Below are 23,608 nucleotides of genomic sequence, written 5' to 3'. Positions count from 1 at the left end.
AACGTTCGGAGGAAGGAACTTCGCAGGTGCGGGAACGTTCCCTTGGCTGGGCATAGCCGGTGCCGATGTACGGGGGCTTTCAACGTTCATGATCGCAGAGGAGATGGTGAGATGCGCATCGCGCAGGTAGCTCCGTTGACGGAGGCTGTTCCACCCAAGCTGTATGGCGGCACCGAGCGGGTGGTGCATTGGTTGACGGAGGAGCTGGTAGCCCTTGGACACGACGTAACATTGTTCGCAAGCGGCGACTCGCAGACCTCGGCAAAGCTGGACGCGTTGTGGCCGAAGGCGCTCCGTCTCGACGGTTCCGTGCGCGATCCCAATGCGCTGCACATGGTGCTGCTGGAGCGGGTGCGGCAGAAATGTGACGACGAGGAGTTCGACTTCCTCCACTTCCATCTCGACTACTATCCGTGGTCGCTGTTCCATCGGCAGCCGACGCCATTCGTGACCACGCTGCACGGCCGGCTCGACTTGCCGGAGCATCAGCCGGTCTTCAACACCTTCTCCAAGATTCCCGTCATCTCGATCTCCAACGCGCAGCGGCGACCGGTGCCGCAGGCGAACTGGGTGACGACCATCCATCACGGCCTGCCGGAGAATCTGCTGACCCCGAAGCCGGCGAAACAGGAATATCTCGCGGTGCTCGGCCGCATCGCGCCGGAAAAAGGCGTCGACCGCGCCATCAAGATCGCGACTCATTGCGGCATTCCGCTCAAGATCGCGGCCAAGGTCGATCGCGCCGACCAGGATTATTACGACGAGCTGATCCGGCCGATGATCGAGAACAACCCGCTGGTCGAGTTCATCGGCGAGATCGGCGATCACGAGAAGTCGGACTTCCTGAGCGGCGCGCTCGGCCTCCTGCTGCCGATCGACTGGCCGGAGCCGTTCGGCCTCGTCATGATCGAATCCATGGCCTGTGGGACGCCGGTGGTCGCCTTCAACCGCGGCTCGGTTCCGGAGATCGTCGACGATGGGCTGACCGGCTTCATCGTCGAGGACGTCATCAGCGCCGCCGGTGTGGTGAAACGCCTGCCGCAACTCGACCGCACCGCGATCCGCAAGCAGTTCGAGACGCGCTTCACGGCACGGCGCATGGCGCTGGATTATCTTGCGGCCTATCGCAGCCTGACCGAGGCGCAGGCGCCGCGCATCAAGCTGGTGAGCAGCGCGGAGTAAGAGCCACTCTCACCAAAGGCACACTGTCATGCCCCGGCTTGACCGGGGCATCCACTACGCCGCGGCGTCTCGGCTCAAGCACTGCATTCTCTGGAATGCTGGATCGCGCGGTCAAGCCGGGCGATGACAGCGAATATGCGGTGGACGGATCACGGCACATGCGCGGCGAACTGCACCGCCCTACACCACCACCGTCCGCTTCGGCTCGACGATCTCGAACATGCGCGGGAAGTCGTCCATCAGGCCCATCAGCTCGGCTAGGCGCATCGGGTTGCCCGATAGCTCGATCTTGCCGGCGGCGACCGCTTCCGGAAAGCTCGTCAGCTTCGCGATCACCTCGTCCAGCGTCGACCGTGCCAGCGTGAAGCTGGCGTCCGCATTTTCCGCCTGCACCCCCTCGGTGTAAGTGAGCGCGCAGTTCTCCAGATTGAGCACGAAGGTCTCGCCGGTATCGGAAAATCGCCAGTTCAGGACGATGTGCTTGCCTTCCGCCTTGGGACCGTTGAGGCGGATGCCGAGCACGTCCCAGAGCTGGGAGGTACGCAGCGCCGCCAGCGTCTCCCGCGGCATCGGCGGGCGCGCCGGCACCTTCGGCATGCCCTGGCGCAATTCCTGCGCGCCGAACAGATAGGCGTTGCGCCAGGTCGCGCTCTCGGCGGCATAACCGAGCTGCTCCAGCGTATCGGCCAAGAGTGCGCGCGCCACCGCATTGTCAGGCTCGGCAAAGACGAGATGGCCGAGCACCTGCGCGACGAAACGGAACTCCCCCTTGTCGAAATCGGTGCGCGCCCGCGCCAGGATCGCGTCCGCGCCGCCCATGTACTCGACATACTTCCTGCCCGACTCGACCGGCGGCAGCGGATCGAGATTGACCGGATTGGCATCGTACCAGCCGAGATATTTCTGGTAGATCGCCTTCACATTGTGCCGGATATGGCCGTAATAGCCGCGGCCGTGCCAGGCGCCTTCCAGGCTCTTCGGCAGCTGGATCGTTTCGGCGATTTCGGCCGCGGTCAGGCCGTGGTTCATCAGACGGATGGTCTGGTCATGCGCGAACTTGTAGAGGTCGCGCTGCTGCCGGATCATCGTGCCGATGCGCTCGCGTCCCCACACCGGCCAATGGTGCTGGCCGCACATCGCCTCGGCCTTGCCGTCCCAGAGCTGCAAGGCCTCGCCCAGATATTTCGACCAGGCCAGCGCGTCACGCACGTCGGCGCCGCGGAAGGGCAACAGATTGTGGAAATTGTGCGTGCAGTTCTCGGCGAGGTTCAACAGCCTGTAGCGCGGAACGAAGAAGTGCATCTCCGCCGGCGCTTCGCTGTTCGGCGCCATCTGGAATTCGAATGCGACGCCGTCGATCACGCGCGTCTCGCCGGTCGCCATGATCAGATCCGTGGGGCGCAGCAGCGCGACGGAGCCCGCCGCCATCGACTTGCCGAGGCCGCAATCGACCTGCCCGCGCACGCCCTTGGCCAGAAGGGGTCCGAACTGGTACTGCGCCCGGCGCAGCATCGCAGGTCCTGCGATGATGTTCTCGGAGACGGCGTGCTCCATGAACAGGTTCGGCGCGATGATCGGCACGCTGCCAGTGGCGAGCGCATCCTCCGCCAGCACGCCGCGCGCGCCACCCCAATGGTCGGTGTGGGTGTGGGTGAAGATGATTGCCGCGACCGGCCGGGCGCCGCGGTGCTTGAAATAGAGATCGAGCGCGGCGCGGGCGCCTTCGATCGAGGTCAGCGTGTCCACGACGATGACGCCGCTGTCGCCCTCGATCAGCGTCATGTTGGCGATGTCGAGCCCGCGCACCTGGTAGACGCCGGGCACGACCTCGAACAGGCCGTGCAGCATGTTGAGGCGCGACTGCCGCCACAGGCTCGGATTGACCGTGTGCGGTGCCTGCTCGGCGGACAGGAAGCCATAGGGCTCGAGGCTCCAGACCGTCCGCCCTTGCGGATTCGTGATCGCCGCATTCTCGATCGTGCCGAGAAAGCCGCGCGCGGCGTCATCGAAGTCGCGCGTGTCGGAAAACGGCAGTGCGTTGAGCATGGCCTCGTGCTGAGCGATGACGGACGGCGATGCGTCCTTTGGCTCGCTGCTGGATTCCGTCATGTTGCTCCTCCCCGCCTGATGCACGGCATCTAACCGCATCTTGCGGTCGATTGCCATTGGAGGACACGAAGGAAATGGAGCCAGATGCCTTCTCCCTTCCCCACGAGGAGAGGGTGCATGGGCTAGGCAGCGACGCCTTCAACGGCTTGGCGCGATGCCATGGCGTTGTCCGCCATCCGCAGCTCGCTGGCCAGCACGTAGCCGCCACGATTTTGCTTGGCCCGATAGAGCGCCTTGTCCGAGCGCGACAACAGCGCCTCTGCGGTTCGGCCGTCGTCCGGGGCGACGGCAACACCGACGCTCGCACCGAGATCGATCACCTGTCCGTCAACCTCGTATGGCGTGCCGATCGATTGCACGATCCGCCGTGCCATCGCCTCCGCGTCGGACGCGGCGCGCTGCACCAGAACGAACTCGTCGCCGCCCATGCGGATCACGAGGTCGTCAGGCGCGGCCAGCGCCTTGAGCCGCCCGGCGACCTGCTTCAGCAGCGCATCGCCGGCGGGGTGGCCGAACCGGTCGTTCGCTTCCTTGAAGCGGTCGAGATCCAGCGTATGGACGGCAACCATCCCGGCCGACAGCATCACGGGCAGATCCCTTGCCAGCACCGAACGATTGGACACGCCGGTCATCGGGTCGGAGCGTGCGAGCTGCTCGAACTGGCGCTTGAGCGTGATCTGGCTGATCGAGGCGTTGAAGCTGAGCCGAACCATCTCGAAGCTCGCGACCACGTACATCAGAATGAGGAGACCGAGCCCGACATGGCGGAGATCGGGCTGCATGAAGCTCACGATCGCGGCAGGCGCGGCGATCGCGGCGAGATCGAGCAGCGCCGCAGCGGGACGCAGCGCCAGCCGCGCCACCACGCCGGCGCCGAAGCCGAAACCGATGCCGACCGCCATCACGCAGCAGAGCGCATCGCCCAGCACGATGCTGCGCGCGGCAAACACGCCAAGCACGAGGGCCGTTACAACGGTGCCGGCAATGTAGCGCCGCTCCCAGCGCACGGCCTCGGCCCGGCCGAGCCGTGGCGGAGCCGCGAGGCGGCGGCGGAATGCAAGTATCTCGACGAGACGGACAATCGCCACCACCAGCCCGGCGACCGTCAGGCCGGCCGTCATCATGTCACCGGTCTCGTAGGTCGTGATGGCGCCGACCATCGCCTGGCAGGCGGCCGCGAGAATGGTGGGCATCATCGTGCCGTGAAGGCCCGTGATGACTTCCAAATGGACGGCGTCCGAAATCGACGCCGGTCCGGATTCCATTCTGTTGAAGAACATGCCAGCTCCCATCCACTGGCATTTATCTACCGAAGACCCGTAAAGATGCGTTCGCTACTCAAGGATCGCATTTGAGCGTGCGGATTTACCGCGCATTAGCCATGTCTCGCCCCAGGACGGACGGAGACGCATACTGATTGTCTCCGTCCCCGCCTCGCGGCGGCTACATGCCCAGCAGCCGCGGCAGCCACAATGACAGGCCGGGCCAATACGTCACCACGACGAGGAATCCCAGCATGGTCAGGAGCCACGGCCACACCGCGACCGTCAGCTCGGTGATGCCCATCTTGGCGATGCCGGAGGCGACGTAGAGGTTGAGGCCGACCGGCGGATGGCACAGCCCGACCTCCATGTTGACCGTCATCAGGATGCCGAAATGAATCGGATCGATGCCGAGCTTGATGGCGACCGGAAACAGGATCGGCGCCATGATCAGGATGATCGAGGACGGCTCCATCACGTTGCCCGCCACCAGCAACAGCAGGTTGACGAGCAGCAGGAAGCCGATCCACCCCAGGCCCTGGTCGATCATCCATTGCGCCAGCGCCTGCGGTACGTTCTCGTAGGTCATCAGGAACGAGAACAGCACGGCGTTGGTGATGATGTAGAGCAGCATCGCGGAGAGATTCGCCGACGACAGCAGCACGCGCGGCACGTCGCGCAGCCTCAGGTCCTTGTAGATGAACACGGCGACGATGAAGGCGTAGACCGCGCTGACGGCGGCAGCTTCAGTCGGCGTGAACAGGCCGCTGTAGATGCCGCCGATCACGATCACGATCAGCAGGATGCCCCAGATCGACTTGCGGAACGCATCGAGACGCTCGAGGAAGGTGGCCTTCCGCATCCGCGGATAGTCGTTGCGCCAGGCCCGATAGAACGTCGTGGCGCCGAGCAGCGAGGCGAGCGCAAGCCCCGGCACGATGCCGGCGATGAACAGCTTGCCGACCGAGCTGTTGGTGGACACGGCGTAGAGCACCATCGGGATCGACGGCGGAATGAGAATGCCGAGCGAGCCCGACGTCGTGATCACGCCCGCGCCGAACCGTTTCGGAAAGCCTTGTGCGACCATGGCGGGAAGGATCACCGAGCCGATCGCCACGACGGTTGCCGGCGAGGAGCCGGAGATGGCGGCAAACAACGCGCAGGCGACCACGCCCGACAGAGCCAGACCGCCGTACCAATGGCCCACCAGCGAGGTTGCGAAGGTGATCATCCGCCGCGCCACGCCGCCATGGGTCAGGAAGTTGCCGGCGAGGATGAAGAACGGGATCGCCATGATCTCGAAATTCTCGATGCCGGTGAACAGCTTCAGCGCCACCGATTCGGTCCGCACGTCGGTCAGCGTGAACATGAAGCTGAGCACGGTCAGACCCAGCGCGATCGAGATCGGCATGCCCGTCAGCATCAGCGAGAGCAGCAGCGCGAACACGATGGCGACGCGCACGCCCTGCGGCAGCGTGATGAGATGGCCTGCATGGGCGAAGCATATCGCGACGATCAGGACCGGCAGCAGCATCAGGATCCAGCCAAGCGGGCTGCGCTCGTCGCGGACGACCTGGCTCGGCGTGACCGGCGCCGGATGCACCGGATCCGCCTCGACGCCTTCGACGCCGGCCATGTCGTGATGCGGCAACTCGCCGGTGCGGTAGAACGACCAGGCGACCTGCAGGAAGCGGAAACACATCAGGCCGGAGCCGAGCGGGATCGTGAGATAGACCATCCACATCGGCGCTTCGAGATCGTTGGATTGCTGGCCGCTCTGCCACATGTGGCCGACGAAGGCGGCCCCGAAATAGCCGACGATGGCGGTGAAGAGCGCGCCGCACAGAAGACCGAAAGTGATGACGCGCCGGCGCGATCCGCCGGGAAGCAGGTTGACCAGCACGTCGACGCCGACATGGATGCCGGTCCGCACGCCATAGGCGGCGCCGAACTTCGCCATCCAGATGAACATGTAGATGCAGAGCTCCTGCGCCCAGGACAGGTCGAGTGCGGCAAGCCAGACGAACGCCGCGCGCGCGGGGACTGCGAGGAAGGCAAGGTTGCGGGCTTCCGCCCATTTGGCGATGTCGATCGACAGCCCGGCACCGTAGCGGTGCAGCACGGCGACGAAGATGAGCGATGTCGCAGCCGCGATCATCGTCGCGATCAGCCACTCCTCGAGATGATCGAGAAAACGATTCAGCGCACGCAGCAACTTGGTCCCCCCAGGTTGGATCATTCAAGCGCAACGGCCGGGAGTGCGATCACCCCCGACCGTTGGTATTGTTCTTGTTAGGGCGCAGCCCGTCAGTTCATCTTGACGTCGAGTTCCTTGGCGACGAGATCGAGCACCTCCTGCCCGACCCGCCCCTTTGCCCATTTATACGTCGGCTGCATCGCCTCCTGCCAGGCCTTGCGGTCGGCGTCGGTGAGATAATGCAGACTGGTCTTCCCCGTCTTCTTGATCTCGGCCAGCGCGTCCTCGTTCTCCTGCCGCGCGATCGAGTTGGTGTAGTCGGTCGCCTCCGCCATCGCCTTGTCCAGCTTGGTGCGGATATCGGGCGGAAGACCTGACCAGAACTTCGAATTGACGATGACAGCATATTGCAGATGCGCGTGATAGGATACGGTGATGTCCTTCTGCACCTCGTAGAACTTTTGCGTGAGGTAGTTTGACGCCGTGTTCTCGCAGCCGTCAACCACGCCGGTCTGCAAGGCCTGGTAAACTTCCGAGAACGCCATGATCTGCGGGATCGAGCCCATGATGCGGAGATACTGGTCGGCGACCTTCGATCCGGAGATGCGGAATTTCAGCCCCTGGAAATCGGTCGGCTTCAGCAAGGGACGGTTGGCGGACAGCATGTGGAAGCCGTTGTCCCAATAGGCGAGCCCGGTGATGCCCTTGGCCTCGAGCTTCTGGAACAGCCACTTGCCGATCGTGCCCTTCATCGCGTTGGCATAGGTCTGGTCGTCCCTGAACAGCCAGGGCAGGTCGAGCGCCTCGAACTCCTTGACGCCGAGTGGCGCGAATTTCGCCGTCGAGGGCGCAAGCATCTGCACCGAGCCGAGCTGCAGCGCCTCGATCTCCTCCTTGTCCTTGTAGAGCGTGGAGTTCGGGTAGACTTCGACCTTGACCTTGCCGTCGGTGTACTTCTCGGCGAGCTCCTTGAATTTCAGCGCGCCCTTGCCCTTCGGGGTCTCGTTGGCGACCACGTGGCTAAACTTGATGACGATGGGACTCTGGGCTTGGGCGATGGCGGGAGCCAAGAGAACAGCCGCGGCGGCGACCGCGGCAAGCAGCGTGCGCATGAACGTACCTCCAACAACTCGGAAACCGGGTTCTTCTTGTTTTTCAGGTCGGTCCTGGCAGCAATCCGCTACCCGAACAACTAGACCTAAGCCCCATTTGCCGCAGCCAAGCTAACTTGAGGACGGCTGCATGCGCAACCCGGCGTCCGCGCGAGTCCAAAGGGAACGAACGCTTGTGCCGCAATGCGGCAGTGCAATCAGCCTTTGCGCTGGGCGACCATGAAGAGGCGCCGGAACGGGAACAGCGTCTGCCCCGCAGCATTCTTCGGATAGGCCTTTGCGACGCGCCTCCCGTAGGCGGCTTCGAACGCGATCTTCTCCTCGCCTTGCAGGACGTCGAGATAGCGCGTCAGCCAGGTCCCCTTGGTCCATTCCTTCACGGGGTTCTCGCCCTCGAGCACCTGGAGGTATTCGGTCTCCCAGATGTCGATGCTGGCTGACATCGGCGCAAGCAGATCGTGATAGAAGGCCGGTTCCTCGACCGGCGGCGGCGTGACGAGATGCTCGACCTTGGACCGCCACGGACCATCCAGCGCGGTCTCGCCGATCAGCACATGCGAAGGCGCGGTGAAGTTGCGCGGCATCTGCACCGCGAGCATGCCCCCACGCGCCACCTTCTCCATCAGCGACGGAAACAGTGCCGCATGATCGGGCAGCCAGTGCAGTGCGGCATTGGAATAGATCAAGTCGTACTGCCCGGCGGGACTCCAATGGCCGAGATCCTCATGCGACCATTCCACGTCGGGCGCCGCCTTCCGCCCCGCGGCGACCATCTCGGCCGAGCCCTCGACACCGGTCACGCGCGCATCCGGCCAGCGCTCCCTGATCAGCTTCGTCACGTTGCCGGCGCCGGCGCCGAGATCGGCGATCGCGCGCGGGGCAAAATCCGGAATCCGCATCAGGAGGTCGACGGCGGGCCGGAGCCGATGGCCGGAGAACTTCAGATATTGCTGCGGGTCCCAGACCATCGTGTCAGCCTTTTCTTTTTCGTGTTTCCTTCGCCGAAGCGCTTGGTTACCACTGCTCGTCTCGGTTCGGCAAATCGCCGCACTCGGGACGGGGCAGGAAACGAACAGCAAAGCGCAAGGCAACCAAGAGAGCGTGCGACCATGGACCTCGGGCTAAAATCGAAAACCGCTGTCGTCACTGGCGCGAGCATCGGCATCGGCCGCGCCATCGCCAAGGGCCTGGCGGCGGAAGGCGTGCGCGTCATCGGCGTGGCACGCCGCACCGATCTGCTGGCCGAGCTGGCGAAAGAAGTCGGCGGCGGATTGATCACACCGTTCGAGCAGGACGTGATGGCCAAGGACGCCGCTGAAAACATTGCGGCCTTCGCGCTGAAGGAGCTCGGCCATGTCGACATCCTCGTCAACAATGCCGGCGGCAGCCGTCCCCTCCCCGTCGATGCGCCCGACAGCAAGTGGGACGAGGCGATCGCGCTGAACTTCACCAGCTATCGCCGCATCGCGCATGCGCTGCTGCCGCAGATGATCGAACGCAAATGGGGCCGCATCGTCAACATTACCGGCAAGTCCGAGCCGGAAGGCCTCAACGCCGCCTTCGCCGCCAAGGCCGCCGTGCACGCCTGGGCCAAGGGCCTGTCGCGCGAGATCGGCGCGCACGGCATCACCATCAACTGCATCCCGCCCGGCCGCATCATGAGCGAGCAGATCCGCCGCAACTACGCGCCGGATTATCGCGAGCGCTTTGCGGAAGAGGAAATCCCGGTCGGCTATTGGGGCGAGCCGGAGGACCTCGCGGCCCTCGCGGTGTTCCTGGCCTCGCCGGTGGCGCGCTACATCACGGGGACGGTGATCCCGGTGGATGGGGGGCTGCGGAGGTATCAGTTTTAGGCAGGCAGATGCCCCAAGGCGCGCACGTCGTCCGCGTCGCGCGACGGAGCGATCTGCCCGCCGAACTGGCGCAGGAGGTGTGCGGCGAATTGATCACGCCGTTCGAGCAGGACGTGATGGCGGAGGTCGCCGCTGAAAACACGGCCGCCCTCGCGCTGAGGGAGTTCGGCCACGTCGACATCTTCGTCAACAATGACGGCGGCAGCCGCCCGCTCGCGCTGGCCTTCACGGGCTATGGCCGCATCGCGCATGCGCTGTTGCCGCGGATGATCGAACGCAAACGGGGCCGCATCGTCAGCATCGGAATCCACTCGGCCGGCGAAACGCATGCGGTGCCCGCTTTGGCGCCCGATCTCACGGTTTGACGTAGCTCCAGCCCTGTTCCTGCAACTCCATGACGCGGACGACACCGGATTTGACAACCGTGGCCTGCGGAATCAGACTTATGTCCTTGTTCTCCGCCTTACGCATGTTTTCCTGCGTATTGCCGCAAGCCTTGAAGGAGATTTCCGGATGGCTCATCGCGAGGAGCTCGATGCGCGGCTTTACCGGCGAGGTGTCATCGCGCAGCATGTGAAGCCCGGGACCAAAGGTGACGACCTCGATCGACACTGGTTCACCGAGATCGCGGTAGTATTGCGCGACGTTGGTCGCATTGTTGAGTGTGAGGTTCATCATCGCTGGTTCGTTGGAATTGACCTGCAAGATCAGCCGATGTGACTTTCTGGCGGCCTCAGGTTTGGTCATCTGAGCCAGCGCTCCCTCGTTCGCGGGGTTGCGCTTGCTGGTGTGAAGCTGCCCAGGTTTTCCCGCTTGCTTATCTCGACTTGAATGCTTCTGGCTGCCCGCCTGGGTCGTCGCGCTCGCCTGCAGGATCGACTGGTTGTCCTGCTGCGCCTGCGCGTCCGGTCCGGCCAAAAGCAGCATCGCCAAGCTGCTGATGACTGCCATCGCCAACTTTGGATTGATCATCTCGTTTCTCCCTCTCCCTGATCCTCACCGTCCTGGTCTGGCGACCGCATGTGGCCATTTGCATGCAGCCCCAACTTTCTCGCGCACGTTCCTGAATCCGCCGAGCGGGAATTGTCCCTCCTGCACCACGCCGGTGCGGATGGAGAGACGCACATTGATGTAACCGTCATCGGGCAGCGACCTCAGCAACCGCACGACGTCGCCCCCGAAAGCAACGCCGGAGCCGAATGACGGCGCGGCAGCCGCGAGTTGCATTGGCGGCTCCGCATTGAGCTGAAGGGAGACGGCGTATTCATTGGCACTGCGTGACATCGTCGGTCCTGCGACTACGATTTCCGTGCGGCCTTTACGGCAGTGGATTGCGAGTTGCATCGCAGCACCATCCGAACTGCCGATCGAAGAGGTGGTGGCCGTGACGATCGGTGAATAGTCGACTGGCGAAGTGGTCTCGCTGATCAGCCAGCCATCGTCTGACGCGCGCCGGCCGGGCGGTGGAATCCTGCGTGACAGATCCTGAAGACATTCCACCCGGCCTTGCCCCGCCATCGCCGAGCAAGCCCGAAGTGCTTCCATGGGATCGCTCGCGCTTTGCGCGTAGGCGATTCCGCAGGCCACATTGAAAGCGACGGCGAGCGGAGGAGCCGCACTCTTCATGGCCGAGCCTGTGCGCTGCGCGCCTTGCGATCCAGCCAATCCTGTGCGGCCTGGAAGCGAGTGAGCCCTGGCACGGTTGCCGCGAGATTGATCGACTGCCATTTCGAATCGAAGCCCGGCGCCTGCAGCCTGTCGATTCGCGAGAACAGATAGTCGACGAGGCGCGCCACGCGTTGGTAGCGATTCGATTGTTGCGGCCAGTTGAACGCAACGAGCGCTGTCGGCACCGCAATCGTCGAGATCCGCTCGCCTTGCCTGATCAGACTGGGATACTCGTTGGCCTCAAGGGTCGCGGGCAGATAATAGTCCTCGAACTTCCTGTCGTAGTTGACCGGCAGGAACTTGAATCCAGCATCCCAGCGGCCCCTCACGAAGGCGTCGACGGGTTTCGATGTAATGAACACGACGGCCGACATCTCGCCTTTGCGCATCTGTTCCAGGGCCAACTGATGCGGAATGAACGTCTTGTCGACATCGATGCCGAGACGGCTGAAGATCAGTGGTCCTGAATAGGCCGCTGCGGTGCCCAGGGTGTTGAAGTTCACCTTCTTGCCGGCAAGATCCTTCAGGCTTGTGATCTCGGGCCGTACGAAAATGTGCAGCTCGGATGGGAAGAGATTGAGCAGATACGTGATGCGGCTTCGGATCTGCGGTGCCTGAACCTTATATTCGTCGAGCGCATCGGAATTGATGATGGCGGTATCGACGCCACGCAAATACAGCAGCGCATTCAGATTGTCGGTGGCTCCCCGCGTGACGATCGGCAGGAGATGCAGGTTTGCTCCGTCGTCGACGACGCGAGCCATTTCTGCGGCGAGGCGGATCGGTGCGCCCTCGAGCAGACCGCCGGCGAGCCCGACCGTCCAGGCGTTCATCCGATCCTTTTCATTCTCCGGCGGGAGCGGCCTTCGGACGAGTTGAGCATCAGTCCTGGTATTTCCCGCCGTTTGCGCTTCGAGGCAGGCCGTCTGAAGCAGCATCGCGACCGGCAGCAACCCGGCGAGCAGGAGCAGCGAGAGTGACCTTGGCGCCTTGTTCATGTCGTTTCCCTTCCGAATCAGCCACCGCAACCGTTGGTCCGCAGGACTGCAACACGTCCACTCTCAGCGCTGCAGCGCCTCCAGGCGTTCCTTTGCTTCGCGAATGCCGCCCCGGTGTGCCTTCGCGTAGAGCTCTCGCGCCTTGGCCGCTTCGCCGCGCGTTCCATAGGTCCCCCAGGCGGAAAGAACCGCCGGATCGTATGTCTCCGCGAGCATGAAGCTTGCCTGCGCAATGTCCTTCTCGGCCGCGAGTTCGAGAACGATCCGCGCTGCACCGATATTTCCCTGATCGAGCAACGCCCTGGCGCGCGGGATCAATCGGGCCTCCGCCTCGGCCTGGTTTGCGGCTTTCAGCGGCTCCGCGACAGTCGCTTCCGCGCTCCGCGCCGCCGGCAAGATCGGGCCTCGATTTGTTTGCTCCGCCTGGTGGCGAGCATCGGCTGGGGCCGATGCCGATGCACGGTCTTTTTGCCTGGCCTCGGTCCCGCTTCGCTGCTGTTGCAGCGACTGCCGCAGTTCGGCAATCTCCCGGTTCGCTGCCTGTCTCTGCTGCGAAGCGGCATCGTTCGCCTCGCGCAATCGCACGTTCCGGGTTTCGATCTCACGGCGCGTTTCCGCAAGCTCCCTCGCCAGCGCGGTTGCATGCGCCTGGGCCTCTTCGAGAGCTCGGTGTTGTTGTTCGGCATTGGCCGCTACCGCTCGCGCTGCTTCGGCCTGGGCAACGAGGTCGGCGTTCTTCTGCCGCTCGGCTTGCAGGGACTGACGCAGCTCCGCAACCTCCCGTCCCACGACCTCCTTTTGTTCCGCGGCCGCAGCTTCCGCCGTAAGCGATGCGCGAGGTATTGCGGCGAGTTCGCTCGCGAGCGCGGCGGCGCGTGACTGCGCCTCGTGGCGTTCCTGCTCGGCGCTCGCCGCAGCCGCCTGCGCTGCATTCGCCTGCTTCACGAGGAGTCCACTTCTTTGCCGCTCCTGCTGCAGGGCCTGCTGCAGTTCCGCGATCTCCCGCGCCGCCGCATCTCTCTGCTGCGCGGCCACATCGTCCGCGTTGCGGGATTTCGCGTTGCCGGCGTCGATCTCGCGGCGGGCTCCGGCAAGTTCGTTCGCGAGCTCGGCGCTGTGGGCTTGCTCCTGTTGAAGTGATTTCCGCAGCACCTCCGCCGCGATTTCCGCCGTGTGCGCGCGCTGGACCGCCTCGTCGAGCTCCCTGCGCGCTTCGGCCAGCTCGTTGGCGGACGCATCAATGCGCGGCGCGTCTTTGCCCAGCCGCTGGCTTGGTTGCACCACACTCGCTGGCTCCGCCTGCATCAGGGCTCCGGTCGCTTCGCGCTGAAGGAGTGCTAGCGAGCCGGTCGGGATTTCCAGCCGCTGATCGAGGCTGACGGCGATATCGCCGCCGATGCGCGTCATGTTCGGTTGCGCCGTGAATGGCGTGAACACGCCGAGCAGCGAAACCCCGACGAAGATGACGGGGATCAGAATTGCAGCCGTCACGAGTGAACCGCCCGATTGATCGTCTTCCGGATCGACATCCTCCATTGCGGGGTACCAATGGGTGGGCGCAGGATCGATCGGAGAACCGTCCTGCCAGACCCATTTGCCTGCCTCGGGTGACCAGTGGCCGACCTCAGTAGCCCCCGTCGCATCTTCTACCCAGATGCCTTCTCCGCTCCTCGGTGCTGTTTCAATTGGCCGGCGCATTCATCAGGCCTCTCTCGACGGCAACTCTAATGGCGCGGATGACTCGGCCTGTTCGCATGGTCCGGTGCTCGGTGAGAACACGCTCGATCGAAATTGACGTCAGGGCGGCGCCCGCCACGATTAAATTTATTAAATATATAAAAGCTATATAGTTTTAACTACATGGTAAGTCAAATTAAATAATCGATGCCTGGATTCGCCGCTTCCGACGCCGGGTTTGGTCTCCGCGCAATGTCATTTCATTGTCCGCCTGCGGTCCCCGCCCGCGCAAACACCGCATAGATGAAGACAATCAAGGCGCCGACAAACCATGCCGAGCGCCCGCTGGCAGTGATAAAGGCCGACGTAGCGGTTGCAATGGGGGCAACGAACCGCGCGATCCGGGAGGCGCTGCCGAGCGCGATGCTGAAGCCATGTCGAGCCGGTCCTTGCGCGCGGCGGCAAAGGCCACCGCAGATTCGGCGGCGGCGCGCCGACCAACGCCTTCATCGAATCTACAAAGATTTCCCTGACCAGCGCGACCAGCGCCGTGACGACCAGCAGATGCCGAAGTCGATTCCGATCGGCCAGTGCGCCTCCTTGTCGTCGCCATGATCAGAGCTTGCGAACAACTCCTTGTGCGTAACAAGCGAGAACAGCAGGCCGAGCGCATCGGCGATGATTGAGCAGGATTGAAATGCCGCTGGTGCGAGGACGAATACCACGATGGCATCCTGCCAGTGTTTTGCCCGACGGGTCAACTTGATCGGAGCCGCGAATGTCCCTGCAACGCGGCTGTAAAATCCCTTTCGGATCAAGGGCACTTCTACTGTGCATGGGGTTGTTTTTCGGGTTTTGGAGTCGATCGCCGTAACCATGGACCGAAAGCAGGCGAACCGGCTCGCTCGCCTCGCCCTTTGCGCGATGCGACCGGCATCGGCGCATATACAGCATGCACGCATAAGGCTGTGGCCGACAGCCAAGCTGTAGTACACGGCGCATAGCCCACGCCGCCGCGGCAACGCTGCGAGCGCACAACACCGAGCCGATGACAATCACGTTACCTGCCGCGGCGCGCGAGCCCGACCATCCGACCGCCGACGGCCTTCCGGTCACGCAGCGGCGCTGGGCGATTGCTGCGATCTTCACCGCGCTGGCGATGGCCTCGCTCGACACCGCGATCGCCAACATCGCCCTGCCCGCCATCGCCGCCGATCTGCATGTAAGCCCGGAGCAGTCGGTCTGGGTCGTCAACGTCTACCAGATCGCGCTGGTCGCAACCCTGCTGCCGCTGGGCGCGCTCGGCGAGATCGTCGGGCACCAGCGCATCTATCTCGGCGGCCTCATCCTGTTCACCATCGCTTCGCTGTTCTGCGCGGTGGCGTGGTCGCTGGACAGCCTGCTGGTCGCGCGCACCCTGCAAGGGCTCGGCGCGAGCGGGATCATGAGCGTCAACACGGCGCTGGTGCGCTTCGTCTATCCCGGACGGATGCAGGGCCGCGGTTTCGGCCACAACGCGCTGGTGGTCGCAACCGCCTTTACCTTCGGGCCGTCCATTGCATCGGCGATCCTCGCGGTCGGCCCGTGGCCCTGGCTGTTCGCCGTCAACATCCCGTTCGGCCTCGTCGCCATCGGCATCGGCTTTGCGATGCTGCCGAAGACCCCGCGCGCCGATCACGGTTTCGACTTTCTCGGCGCGATCCTCGCCACCGCCTGCCTCGGCCTGTTCATCACCGGCATCGGCAGCGCCGCGCACAATTTGTCGCCGGTGGTCGTCGGCATCGAGCTGGTCACCGCCCTCGCGCTCGGCTTCATCCTGACGCGCCGCCATGCCGACCATCCCGCGCCGATGCTGCCGATCGACCTGTTCAGCCGGCCGATGTTCGCGCTGTCGGCGGCGACCGCGGTGTGCTCCTTCGCCGTGCAGGGCCTCGCCTTCGTCTCGCTGCCGTTCTACTTCGAGGACGTGCTCGGCCGCTCTCAGGTCGAGACCGGCTTCTTCATGACGCCCTGGCCGCTGGTGGTCGGCATCATGGCGCCGATCGCGGGGCGCCTCTCCGACCGCTATGCCGTCGGCCTGCTCGGCGGCATCGGCCTCGTGCTGCTCGGCCTCGGCATGGCGCTGCTCGCCATGCTGCCGGCCAATCCTGCGATCCCCGACATCATCTGGCGCATGGTGATCTGCGGCATGGGGTTCGGCTTCTTCCAGGCGCCGAACATGAAGGCGGTGATGTCAAGCGCGCCGCCGCACCGCAGCGGCAGCGCCTCGGGCATCGTCGCCACTGCGCGCCTGACGGGGCAGACGACCGGCGCGGCGCTCGCCGCAGCCTGCTTCGCGCTCGCGGGCCATGACGGTGCGACATTGGCGCTGGCGCTCGGCGCAGGCTTCGCCGCGCTCGGCAGCGTGATGAGCTTTTTGCGACTGGCAGTGAAGTAGACCGGACACTTTCGCGCGCTTCATCAGCAGCCGGCTGTCACGGAGCCTTGTCCGCGATCGGACGGCTCGCGACTGCCGCCGCATCGAGCGGCTCGCATTTGATCGTCCGCGTCAGCCTTGGCGGCCCTGTCCAACCCGCGGTCTCGCTGACGGGCACAAACGTGCTCCCTTGCGGCGCCAGGATGATCGGCTCCGACTTCAGGCAGAGATCGGGAAATGCGATGCCATGGCCGCCGGCTCGGGTGAACTGCCCGACCAGCATCTGGGAGGCCTGCATCCGCGTCGCCGGCGACGCCCGCATCGTACGCTCGGGATCGAACGCGCGGTAGCACGGCCAATCGGTGTGGTTCGGTGCGAACTCGTACACGATCCGGCACGCCGCTCCGGCCGTTTTCACGAAGGGCATATTCGAAGGCGCCGCGGCATCGCGTTCGAAGACCAATGTCTGCAACGTCAACGCTTCCGTCGTCGCGCCGGACGTGACGGACTTGCCCGCTTGGACCGCGACTTCTCCACGCGAGAACACCAGCTTGGTTCTGGGTCGCGCGTCCCTGGTCTCCAGCACCAGCATGGGCCTCTCCGCCCAGGAGCGATCCAGGTCCACCTCGCCGTTGCCCATCATCAGCTGCACATTGGCGACGGAGGGCTTGTCCTTGGCGAAATCGATCATGCGAAGGTGCACGCTCGACTTTGCCGCCTCGAGGCTCAGGAAGCGCAGGTCGTCCGCCTTGCGCGTGATCGGCATCATCGGATCGAAGCGATCGTCGATGTTGAACCGGACGATCTTCTTCAGCCTGGCCGAGAGAGGCCCTTTTGCGGCGAGCGGCGGTGCAACGTCGATCACAAGCAGGGCGCCTTCGGGCGAAAAGGTATTGCCAAAGGCGCGCTGCCAGGCGGCGGTCAGCAGCGAGTCCGTCTGCTGGGCGATGTCCCGCGCGAAATAGATCTGCTGCCCGGGACGAACCAGCGGAAAGTTCTGAAATGCGCCGAGCGCCGCGCCCTTGCGGACCTCCGTTTCGGGGAAGGTGACGCATTTGGACCGGTCGTCATGGTCGGTCTCCTCGACCTTCCGGGACGCAGAGCGCGAACAGAAGCTCAGATGTTGCTCTGTCGTCTTCTGTGGGCTGGCCGAGGTCGCATAGATGAGATCCGAACTTCCGGGTACTTCCATCGGAAGCGGAGAGGTCGCGAACATGTCGACTTCCACGCGGGTCAGCGATGGGCCCGCATCGACCGAGCAGAGATCCCGGGTCGGCAAGGTATTAGTGAGCAGCCGCGCCGCATCGGCGATGACGACACAGGATATGCTGTTCTCCGAGTTGTTCCGGCTCATCCAGATCAGATGGTGCTTGCCCGCTCCATCGACCAGGAGATGCGGCGCGGCGTGCCGCCGGCGCGGCGGCAACCAGACCGGCATGGTTTCGGTCAGCATGGGCACGCGCTTGAGCAGCACGTCCGGCAACCGCGTCACCCCGACAGAGCTCAGTTCGGCGCTGACGGCGTTGGGATCGGTCGTCCACTCGAGAACGGGAACAGTCGCGCAGGTGATGCAGGTCACGGCCAGATTGGAGCGAAGGTTCTCGAACATGAGAATGACCTGATCGGGGTCACCCGCGTATTTGGCCGGTGCAATCGCCTTGAATGGATGATCGACCACGCGACTGACCTGAAACCCGTTCGATCGCGACGGATCCGAGTCGAATTCGAAATAGGTCGATCGGTCCCAGCCGCGATAGGCGTTGTAGCCTCCGAGACTCACGCCGGCCAGAACCATCTTGGAATCGGTCTGACAGCGCGCCGCGCTGCTCTCCTGACTGCTGTTTCGTATGTAGATGCACAGCCGAAAAGCCGCGTTTTGCAGAATGCGGTCGCAATCGTTCTGGTTGTAGCCGTAGGTCGCAAGGCCGTGGCGATAGCACAGGTCGTGAAAGACGCAGGCCTGCCTGAAGCGCTGCAGGACGAGATGGCGCTTCTGGTTGGAATCCGTCCCGCCGTCGAACAATATGTTGGCCCAGGGCGGCAGGCTGCAGTTCAAGCCCTCGCCGCTTCCGCCGATGGTACTGACGACGTCCGGCCCCGATTGAAAGGCGGTGACGGTGGCGGGCATCTCGCCGTCGGTGATGTCGTCGACGTTCTTGTAGATGGAATCGGCGATGAAGGAGGGCAGATACGCAAAGGCCAGAGCCGCCACGACAATCAATGCAATCGACCAGCGGATCACCTTCCTGAACATGGCTCAACCCCGCTAAGCCAATCTGGCTATGACGCAGCCGCGCACCGAAATCATGGCAGGCCCGGCGTCGTCCTGATGACGATCAGCTTGAGGTTGTTCGGCTGTCAAGCCGGGATCTCACACATGACAGCCACTTTGATTGCCGGAGGGCCTGGCCGGCGGCGCATCAAAGCGCCCCGCGGCCCCCATAGGCTCTCCGGATCTCAGGCCAGATGTCGAACCTCGGTCGCGTCCATAGCCACGACGGGATTGGGCATGTGCCCGTCCAGCGCGGCCAGGCGCTCATCGATGGCCGCGATCACCTTGCGCGAGAACGGTCCGAGATGCGCATAGGCCGCGATCATCTGCACGGCGATGCGTGCGGACGAGGTGTCGCGCTTGGCGCAATTCATGAAGGTCTGCCAGAGCGGCCCCCGTGCCTCGGGAAGGGCGGTGACCACCTTGTGGACCGTCTCCATCGCCCCGAGCCTGGCGCGGATATCTCCTTCTGCCAGCTCGGGACGCTGCCTGGATCGGTCGAGCAGCGTCATCAGGCGGTCGACGCGTCCTGCATAGGCCGCCGGGCTGTAGGTGTGCTCCAGCACCCGCCTGTAGTCCATCAGGATGTCGCGCAACGGGCGGACCGGATCGAAGTTGATGCCGGCCGTGCACTGATCGGCGCCGATGGTCGGCGCCACATCGTGGCCTGGATGCAGCCGGCCTTCGCGCTCGAGTCGGCGCGTGAGCTGCGTGTTCGGCAAGGCATAGAGCAGGCCGACCATGGCGACGGGAATCGCCGCCTCTTCGATGAAGTCGATCATGGCCTCCGCCATCGAGACCTTCTCGTTGTCGAAGCCGACGATGAAGCCCGCGGTGACGAGCATGCCGGCGGCGTAGATCTTGTGGATGCTCTCGGCGATGTTGCGCCGCGTGTTCTGTTTCTTCCGCATCGCGACCAGCGTCGCCGGGTCCGGACTTTCGATGCCGACGAAGATGCCGAAGAAGTTGGCCGCCCCCATCAGCTCCAGCAGCTCCGGATCGTCGGCGAGGTTGACCGAGGCTTCCGTGGAGAATTCGAAGGGATAGCCGTGCGTGCGCTGCCATTCGGCGAGCCTTGGCAGGAATTGCCGCAGCGACTTCTTGTTGCCGATGAAATTGTCGTCGACGAAGTCGAGATGGCCGCGGTAGCCCATCCGATAGAGCGTCTCGAGCTCGACGAACATCTGCTCGACCGTCTTGGTCCGCGGCACGCGCCCGTAGAGCTCGATGATGTCGCAGAATTCGCAGGTGAAGGGACAGCCCCGCGAATACTGCACACCGAGATAGAGATAGTCTTCGAACCTGAGCAGGTCGAAACGCGGCACCGGCGTCTTGGTGACGTCGGCCTGGAATTTCGGCGCGGTGAAGACGCCGGACCGCGCGCCGCTTTCCCAGGCCGCGATGAATTCGTCGATGACGCTCTCGGCCTCGCCGAGCACCCGGAAGTCGGCCCGCTCATAGAGGTGGGGGCTCGAGGTGGGATCGGGACCGCCGACGACCACCGGCTTGCCAGCGGCGCGGCAGAGCTCGATCAGGCGCAGCGTGTCGGCCTGCTGCGGCATCATCCCGCCGGTGAACACGACGTCGGCCCAGGCGAGATCGTCGTCGCCGAGCGGCGCCGTGTTGCAATCGATCAGCCGGACCGTCCAGCTCTCGGGCAACATCGCGGCGACGGTGATCAGGCCCAAGGGGGCGGCAGGGCGCTTGACGCCCATCACTTTGCAGGATTCGCCAAAGCTCCAGAAGGACTCTGCCGAGAACAGCGGGTAGAGCATCAGCACGTTGCAGGGACTCGGCACGTTCATGGAACTCCTTTTGCTTCGGCCCAGTGTACCAGAGCGGAGGCGTCTTGCATCCCGGCAAAAGGGACAAACTGTCGCCGCTGCGCAGGGCGCGACCCGGGCCTGGAACCGGCCTTGACGGCCGGTCGTCGCCTGAGGCCGCGGATTGGCGCCCATGGAGGAGACGTCAACCCGAATCGATTGACGAAGGGATGAGGCAAAACAGCGCCGCGGTCCATACTCTCACGCGGCCGGGCTATGCATCCCGGCTAGCCCTCGGAGTGTTGATTTGAACAGTTCCAGTTTGCCGGACAGATTGCGCCCCTGAGTTCAATCGGTGGATTGGGCCAATCAGGGACTTGCGATGGCAAACCTAACAATCAACGGAAAACCCTTCACCCTCGACGTCGAGCCGGATACGCCGCTGCTCTGGGCGATCCGCGAGAATGCCGGCCTGACCGGCACCAAATACGGCTGCGGCATCGCGCAATGCGGCGCCTGCACGGTTCACATCGACGGCGTAGCCATGCGCTCCTGCGGGATCTCGGTCAGCGAGGCCGAGGGCAAGAAGATCACCACGATCGAAGGGCTCGCCTCAGGCGATGCGCTGCACAAGGTGCAGGACGCCTGGATCGCCCAGGACGTGCCGCAATGCGGCTATTGCCAGAGCGGCATGATCATGGCGGTGGCGGCGCTGCTTAACGAGAAGCCGAAGCCGACCGACGCCGATATCGACGAGGCCATCACCAACATCTGCCGCTGCGGCACCTTCCAGCAGGTGCGCGAGGCGATCCACACGATCGCAAGCGCGTAAGGAGCCGCCCCATGAACAAGCACGTCTCTCCCAAGATGAACCGTCGTGCCTTCGTCATCGGCAGCGCTGCTGTCGGCGCGGGCCTTGCAATCGGCCTCGACATCCCCTTCGGCGGCCCCGCCGTGGTGCGCGCCGCCGACGGCTCGCCCGAAATCGGCGCCTGGGTCGTGGTCAGGCCCGACGACACCGTGGTGATCCGCATCGCCCGCTCCGAGATGGGCCAGGGCTCGCTCACCGGTCTCGCCCAGCTCGTCGCCGAAGAGCTCGAATGCGACTGGACCAAGGTCACGACCGAATATCCGACCCCGGGCCAGAGCGTCGCGCGCAAGCGCGTCTGGGGCGATTTCTCGACCGGCGGCAGCCGCGGCATCCGTTCTTCGCAGGACTATGTCCGCAAGGGCGGCGCCACCGCGCGCGTGATGCTGATCCAGGCCGCCGCCGATGCGTGGAAAGTGCCGGCCTCCGAATGCACGGCCGCGAACAGCGTCATCACCCATACACGCTCGGGCCGGACCACGACCTACGGCAAGGTCGCCGAGGCTGCGGCGAAGCTGACGCCGCCAGCGGACGTCAAGCTGAAGGATCCGAAGGACTGGAAGCTGATCGGCAAGGGCGTGAAGCGGCTCGACACCGTCGACAAGACCACCGGCGCCATGATCTACGGCATCGACGTCAAGCTGCCGGGCATGCTGAACGCCGCGATCAAGGACTGCCCGGTGTTCGGCGGCAAGCTGAAGAGCTTCGACGACACCAAGATTGCCGGCATGAAAGGCGTCAAGAAGGTGGTCAAGGTCGGCGATACCGCGGTCGCCGTCGTTGCCGACACCTGGTGGCACGCCAAGACCGCACTGGAGGCGCTGCCGATCGTCTGGGACGAGGGCGACAACGCCAAGGTCTCCAGTGCGTCGATTGCGAAGTGGCTGGCCGAGGGGCTCGACGACGCGCAGCCGGCCTATGTCGGCAACAAGAACGGCGACGCCAAGGCGGCGATCGCCGGCGCCGCGAAAAAGGTCGAGGCCGTCTACAGCTATCCCTACCAGAACCACGCCACCATGGAGCCGATGAACGCCACCGCGATCTACACGGCGGACAAATGCGAGGTCTGGTGCGGCACGCAGAATGGCGAGGCGGCCTTCGCTGCCGTGCTGGAGGCTTCCGGCCTGCCGGCAGAGAAGTGCGACGTGCACAAGGTGATGCCAGGCGGCGGCTTCGGCCGGCGCGGTCAGACCGACTATGTGCGCCAGGCGGTCATGATCGCCAAGCAGATGCCGGGCACGCCGATCAAGCTGTTGTGGTCGCGCGAAGAGGACATGGCGCAGGGCAGGTATCACCCGATCACCCAGTGCAAGATGACCGGCGCGTTCGACGCCAACAACAATCTGATCGCGCTGCACTACCGCCTGTCCGGCCAGTCGATCCTGTTCTCGCTTCGCCCCGAAGCGCTGCAGAACGGCATGGATCCCGTCGCGTTCCAGGGCGTCGCCCAGTCCGGAGACGCCGCGTTCGGCTATTCGGTGCCGAACCTGCTGATCGAGCATGCGATGCGCAACCCGCACGTTCCGCCGGGCTTCTGGCGCGGCGTCAACGTCAATCACAATGCGATCTACATGGAATGCTTCATGGACGAGCTGGCCCAGGCCGCAGGCCAGGACCCACTCGAATTCCGCCGCAAGCTGATGGGCCATCACCCCAAGCACCTCGCGGTGCTCAATGCCGTGGCCGAGAAGATCGGCTGGGACACGCCGGCGCCGCAGGGCGTCTATCGCGGCATCGCGCAGGTCATGGGCTACGGTAGCTATGTCGCCGGCGCCGCCGAGATCTCGGTGACCGACGGCAGCAAGATCAAGGTGCATCGCATCGTCGCCTCCACCGATCCCGGCTACGTCGTCAATCCGGCGCAGGTGGAGCGGCAGATCGCGGGCTCTTTCGTCTATGGTCTCTCCGCGCTGTTCTATGGCGGCTGCACCGTCAAGGACGGCAAGATCGAGCAGACCAACTTCGACACCTACAACTCGATGCGCATCAACGAGATGCCGAAGGTGGAATCGGTGATGGTGCCGAGCGGCGGGTTCTGGGGCGGTGTCGGCGAGCCGACCATCGGCGTCGCGGCCCCGGCCGTGCTCAATGCGTACTTCGCCGCGACCGGCAAGCGCATCCGCTCGGTACCGCTGCGGGACCAGAACATCACCTTCGCGTAAAGCATGATCCGGAAAAGTGCGAAGCGGTTTTCCGAAAAAGATCATGCTCAAACAACGACTCGCGGCGGC

General features: G+C 64.3%; 18 protein-coding genes and 1 pseudogene. 6 read left to right on the top strand and 13 right to left on the bottom strand.

All coding sequences use genetic code 11. The annotated features are described in order from the left end of the window. The first annotated feature begins 111 nt into the window (after positions 1-111). Positions 112-1,182 carry a glycosyltransferase family 4 protein gene (locus ABIA42_RS05950; protein ID WP_370114932.1) on the top strand — a complete coding sequence of 357 codons (1,071 nt, stop codon included), beginning with the start codon at positions 112-114 and terminating at the stop codon, positions 1,180-1,182. A gap of 180 nt (positions 1,183-1,362) precedes the next feature. On the opposite strand, the gene ABIA42_RS05945 is transcribed toward ABIA42_RS05950, so the two are convergent. The 6 genes and pseudogenes from ABIA42_RS05945 to ABIA42_RS05920 form a co-directional block, all read right to left on the bottom strand. Next, the gene (locus ABIA42_RS05945; RefSeq protein WP_370114934.1) at positions 1,363-3,291 is read right to left on the bottom strand and encodes an alkyl/aryl-sulfatase; all 1,929 of its coding nucleotides are present in this window, start codon (positions 3,289-3,291) and stop codon (positions 1,363-1,365) included. Positions 3,292-3,413: 122 nt separating this feature from the next. Further along, complete coding sequence (locus ABIA42_RS05940; protein ID WP_271530051.1) at positions 3,414-4,571, bottom strand: GGDEF domain-containing protein; 1,158 nt, start codon at positions 4,569-4,571, stop codon at positions 3,414-3,416. A gap of 163 nt (positions 4,572-4,734) precedes the next feature. Further along, a complete protein-coding gene (locus ABIA42_RS05935) occupies positions 4,735-6,015 on the bottom strand; it encodes a TRAP transporter large permease subunit (protein WP_333921854.1) in 1,281 nt (426 codons plus the stop codon). Between the two features lie 219 nt (positions 6,016-6,234). After that, positions 6,235-6,711, bottom strand: a pseudogene (locus ABIA42_RS05930) (TRAP transporter small permease); the annotation flags it as partial. A gap of 149 nt (positions 6,712-6,860) precedes the next feature. After that, the gene (locus tag ABIA42_RS05925; RefSeq protein WP_370114936.1) at positions 6,861-7,862 is read right to left on the bottom strand and encodes a DctP family TRAP transporter solute-binding subunit; all 1,002 of its coding nucleotides are present in this window, start codon (positions 7,860-7,862) and stop codon (positions 6,861-6,863) included. Positions 7,863-8,059: 197 nt separating this feature from the next. Next, on the bottom strand, positions 8,060-8,830 hold the full coding sequence (locus ABIA42_RS05920; protein ID WP_370114938.1) for a methyltransferase domain-containing protein: 771 nt from the start codon (positions 8,828-8,830) through the stop codon (positions 8,060-8,062). A gap of 141 nt (positions 8,831-8,971) precedes the next feature. Between ABIA42_RS05920 and ABIA42_RS05915 the strand changes: the two genes are divergently transcribed. Both ABIA42_RS05915 and ABIA42_RS05910 read left to right on the top strand, forming a co-directional pair. Next, on the top strand, positions 8,972-9,715 hold the full coding sequence (locus tag ABIA42_RS05915) for an SDR family NAD(P)-dependent oxidoreductase (protein ID WP_370114940.1): 744 nt from the start codon (positions 8,972-8,974) through the stop codon (positions 9,713-9,715). Positions 9,716-9,723: 8 nt separating this feature from the next. Beyond that, a complete protein-coding gene (locus ABIA42_RS05910) occupies positions 9,724-10,080 on the top strand; it encodes an SDR family NAD(P)-dependent oxidoreductase (protein WP_370114942.1) in 357 nt (118 codons plus the stop codon). On the opposite strand, the gene ABIA42_RS05905 is transcribed toward ABIA42_RS05910, so the two are convergent. The 5 genes from ABIA42_RS05905 to ABIA42_RS05885 form a co-directional block, all read right to left on the bottom strand. Beyond that, positions 10,070-10,687, bottom strand: coding sequence for a hypothetical protein (locus ABIA42_RS05905; protein WP_271530057.1), 618 nt, complete (start codon positions 10,685-10,687; stop codon positions 10,070-10,072). The genes ABIA42_RS05910 and ABIA42_RS05905 overlap by 11 nt on opposite strands. A gap of 24 nt (positions 10,688-10,711) precedes the next feature. After that, positions 10,712-11,341: a hypothetical protein gene (locus ABIA42_RS05900; RefSeq protein ID WP_271530058.1), complete on the bottom strand. Its 630-nt coding sequence runs from the start codon at positions 11,339-11,341 to the stop codon at positions 10,712-10,714. Further along, positions 11,338-12,381, bottom strand: coding sequence for a TAXI family TRAP transporter solute-binding subunit (locus ABIA42_RS05895; protein WP_271530059.1), 1,044 nt, complete (start codon positions 12,379-12,381; stop codon positions 11,338-11,340). The genes ABIA42_RS05900 and ABIA42_RS05895 overlap by 4 nt, the downstream gene beginning before the upstream one ends. Before the next feature lie 63 nt (positions 12,382-12,444). After that, complete coding sequence (locus tag ABIA42_RS05890) at positions 12,445-14,079, bottom strand: hypothetical protein (RefSeq protein ID WP_370114945.1); 1,635 nt, start codon at positions 14,077-14,079, stop codon at positions 12,445-12,447. A 494-nt stretch (positions 14,080-14,573) separates the two neighbouring features. After that, on the bottom strand, positions 14,574-14,876 hold the full coding sequence (locus tag ABIA42_RS05885; protein WP_370114947.1) for a hypothetical protein: 303 nt from the start codon (positions 14,874-14,876) through the stop codon (positions 14,574-14,576). 230 nt (positions 14,877-15,106) lie between these two features. Between ABIA42_RS05885 and ABIA42_RS05880 the strand changes: the two genes are divergently transcribed. Then, complete coding sequence (locus ABIA42_RS05880) at positions 15,107-16,495, top strand: MFS transporter (protein WP_370114949.1); 1,389 nt, start codon at positions 15,107-15,109, stop codon at positions 16,493-16,495. 37 nt (positions 16,496-16,532) lie between these two features. On the opposite strand, the gene ABIA42_RS05875 is transcribed toward ABIA42_RS05880, so the two are convergent. Next, entirely contained in the window at positions 16,533-18,728 is a 2,196-nt protein-coding gene (locus ABIA42_RS05875) for a hypothetical protein (protein WP_370114951.1), read from the bottom strand. A gap of 203 nt (positions 18,729-18,931) precedes the next feature. Continuing rightward, positions 18,932-20,551 (bottom strand): B12-binding domain-containing radical SAM protein, encoded by a 1,620-nt coding sequence (locus ABIA42_RS05870; protein WP_028180375.1) that lies wholly within the window; start codon positions 20,549-20,551, stop codon positions 18,932-18,934. Between the two features lie 340 nt (positions 20,552-20,891). Between ABIA42_RS05870 and ABIA42_RS05865 the strand changes: the two genes are divergently transcribed. Next, entirely contained in the window at positions 20,892-21,341 is a 450-nt protein-coding gene (locus ABIA42_RS05865) for a (2Fe-2S)-binding protein (RefSeq protein WP_271530063.1), read from the top strand. An 11-nt stretch (positions 21,342-21,352) separates the two neighbouring features. Then, the gene (locus ABIA42_RS05860) at positions 21,353-23,539 is read left to right on the top strand and encodes a molybdopterin cofactor-binding domain-containing protein (protein WP_370114953.1); all 2,187 of its coding nucleotides are present in this window, start codon (positions 21,353-21,355) and stop codon (positions 23,537-23,539) included. Positions 23,540-23,608 lie beyond the last annotated feature (69 nt).

The sequence above is a fragment of the Bradyrhizobium sp. USDA 327 genome, assembly GCF_041262065.1.
Taxonomy (GTDB): Bacteria; Pseudomonadota; Alphaproteobacteria; order Rhizobiales; family Xanthobacteraceae; genus Bradyrhizobium; species Bradyrhizobium liaoningense.
Note: the sequence above shows the minus strand (reverse complement) of the source record. Positions and strands in the feature narration are given on the sequence as shown.

What these genes read in the sequence shown, in the direction of transcription:
- ABIA42_RS05865 (WP_271530063.1), top strand. Translation starts at nt 20,892, where the DNA reads ATGGCAAACCTAACAATCAACGGAAAACCCTTCACCCTCGACGTCGAG.
- ABIA42_RS05890 (WP_370114945.1), bottom strand. Translation starts at nt 14,079, where the DNA reads ATGCGCCGGCCAATTGAAACAGCACCGAGGAGCGGAGAAGGCATCTGG.
- ABIA42_RS05945 (WP_370114934.1), bottom strand. Translation starts at nt 3,291, where the DNA reads ATGACGGAATCCAGCAGCGAGCCAAAGGACGCATCGCCGTCCGTCATC.
- ABIA42_RS05950 (WP_370114932.1), top strand. Translation starts at nt 112, where the DNA reads ATGCGCATCGCGCAGGTAGCTCCGTTGACGGAGGCTGTTCCACCCAAG.
- ABIA42_RS05880 (WP_370114949.1), top strand. Translation starts at nt 15,107, where the DNA reads ATGACAATCACGTTACCTGCCGCGGCGCGCGAGCCCGACCATCCGACC.
- ABIA42_RS05870 (WP_028180375.1), bottom strand. Translation starts at nt 20,551, where the DNA reads ATGAACGTGCCGAGTCCCTGCAACGTGCTGATGCTCTACCCGCTGTTC.
- ABIA42_RS05910 (WP_370114942.1), top strand. Translation starts at nt 9,724, where the DNA reads ATGCCCCAAGGCGCGCACGTCGTCCGCGTCGCGCGACGGAGCGATCTG.
- ABIA42_RS05895 (WP_271530059.1), bottom strand. Translation starts at nt 12,381, where the DNA reads ATGAACAAGGCGCCAAGGTCACTCTCGCTGCTCCTGCTCGCCGGGTTG.
- ABIA42_RS05875 (WP_370114951.1), bottom strand. Translation starts at nt 18,728, where the DNA reads ATGTTCAGGAAGGTGATCCGCTGGTCGATTGCATTGATTGTCGTGGCG.
- ABIA42_RS05940 (WP_271530051.1), bottom strand. Translation starts at nt 4,571, where the DNA reads ATGTTCTTCAACAGAATGGAATCCGGACCGGCGTCGATTTCGGACGCC.
- ABIA42_RS05920 (WP_370114938.1), bottom strand. Translation starts at nt 8,830, where the DNA reads ATGGTCTGGGACCCGCAGCAATATCTGAAGTTCTCCGGCCATCGGCTC.
- ABIA42_RS05925 (WP_370114936.1), bottom strand. Translation starts at nt 7,862, where the DNA reads ATGCGCACGCTGCTTGCCGCGGTCGCCGCCGCGGCTGTTCTCTTGGCT.
- ABIA42_RS05905 (WP_271530057.1), bottom strand. Translation starts at nt 10,687, where the DNA reads ATGATCAATCCAAAGTTGGCGATGGCAGTCATCAGCAGCTTGGCGATG.
- ABIA42_RS05900 (WP_271530058.1), bottom strand. Translation starts at nt 11,341, where the DNA reads ATGAAGAGTGCGGCTCCTCCGCTCGCCGTCGCTTTCAATGTGGCCTGC.
- ABIA42_RS05915 (WP_370114940.1), top strand. Translation starts at nt 8,972, where the DNA reads ATGGACCTCGGGCTAAAATCGAAAACCGCTGTCGTCACTGGCGCGAGC.
- ABIA42_RS05860 (WP_370114953.1), top strand. Translation starts at nt 21,353, where the DNA reads ATGAACAAGCACGTCTCTCCCAAGATGAACCGTCGTGCCTTCGTCATC.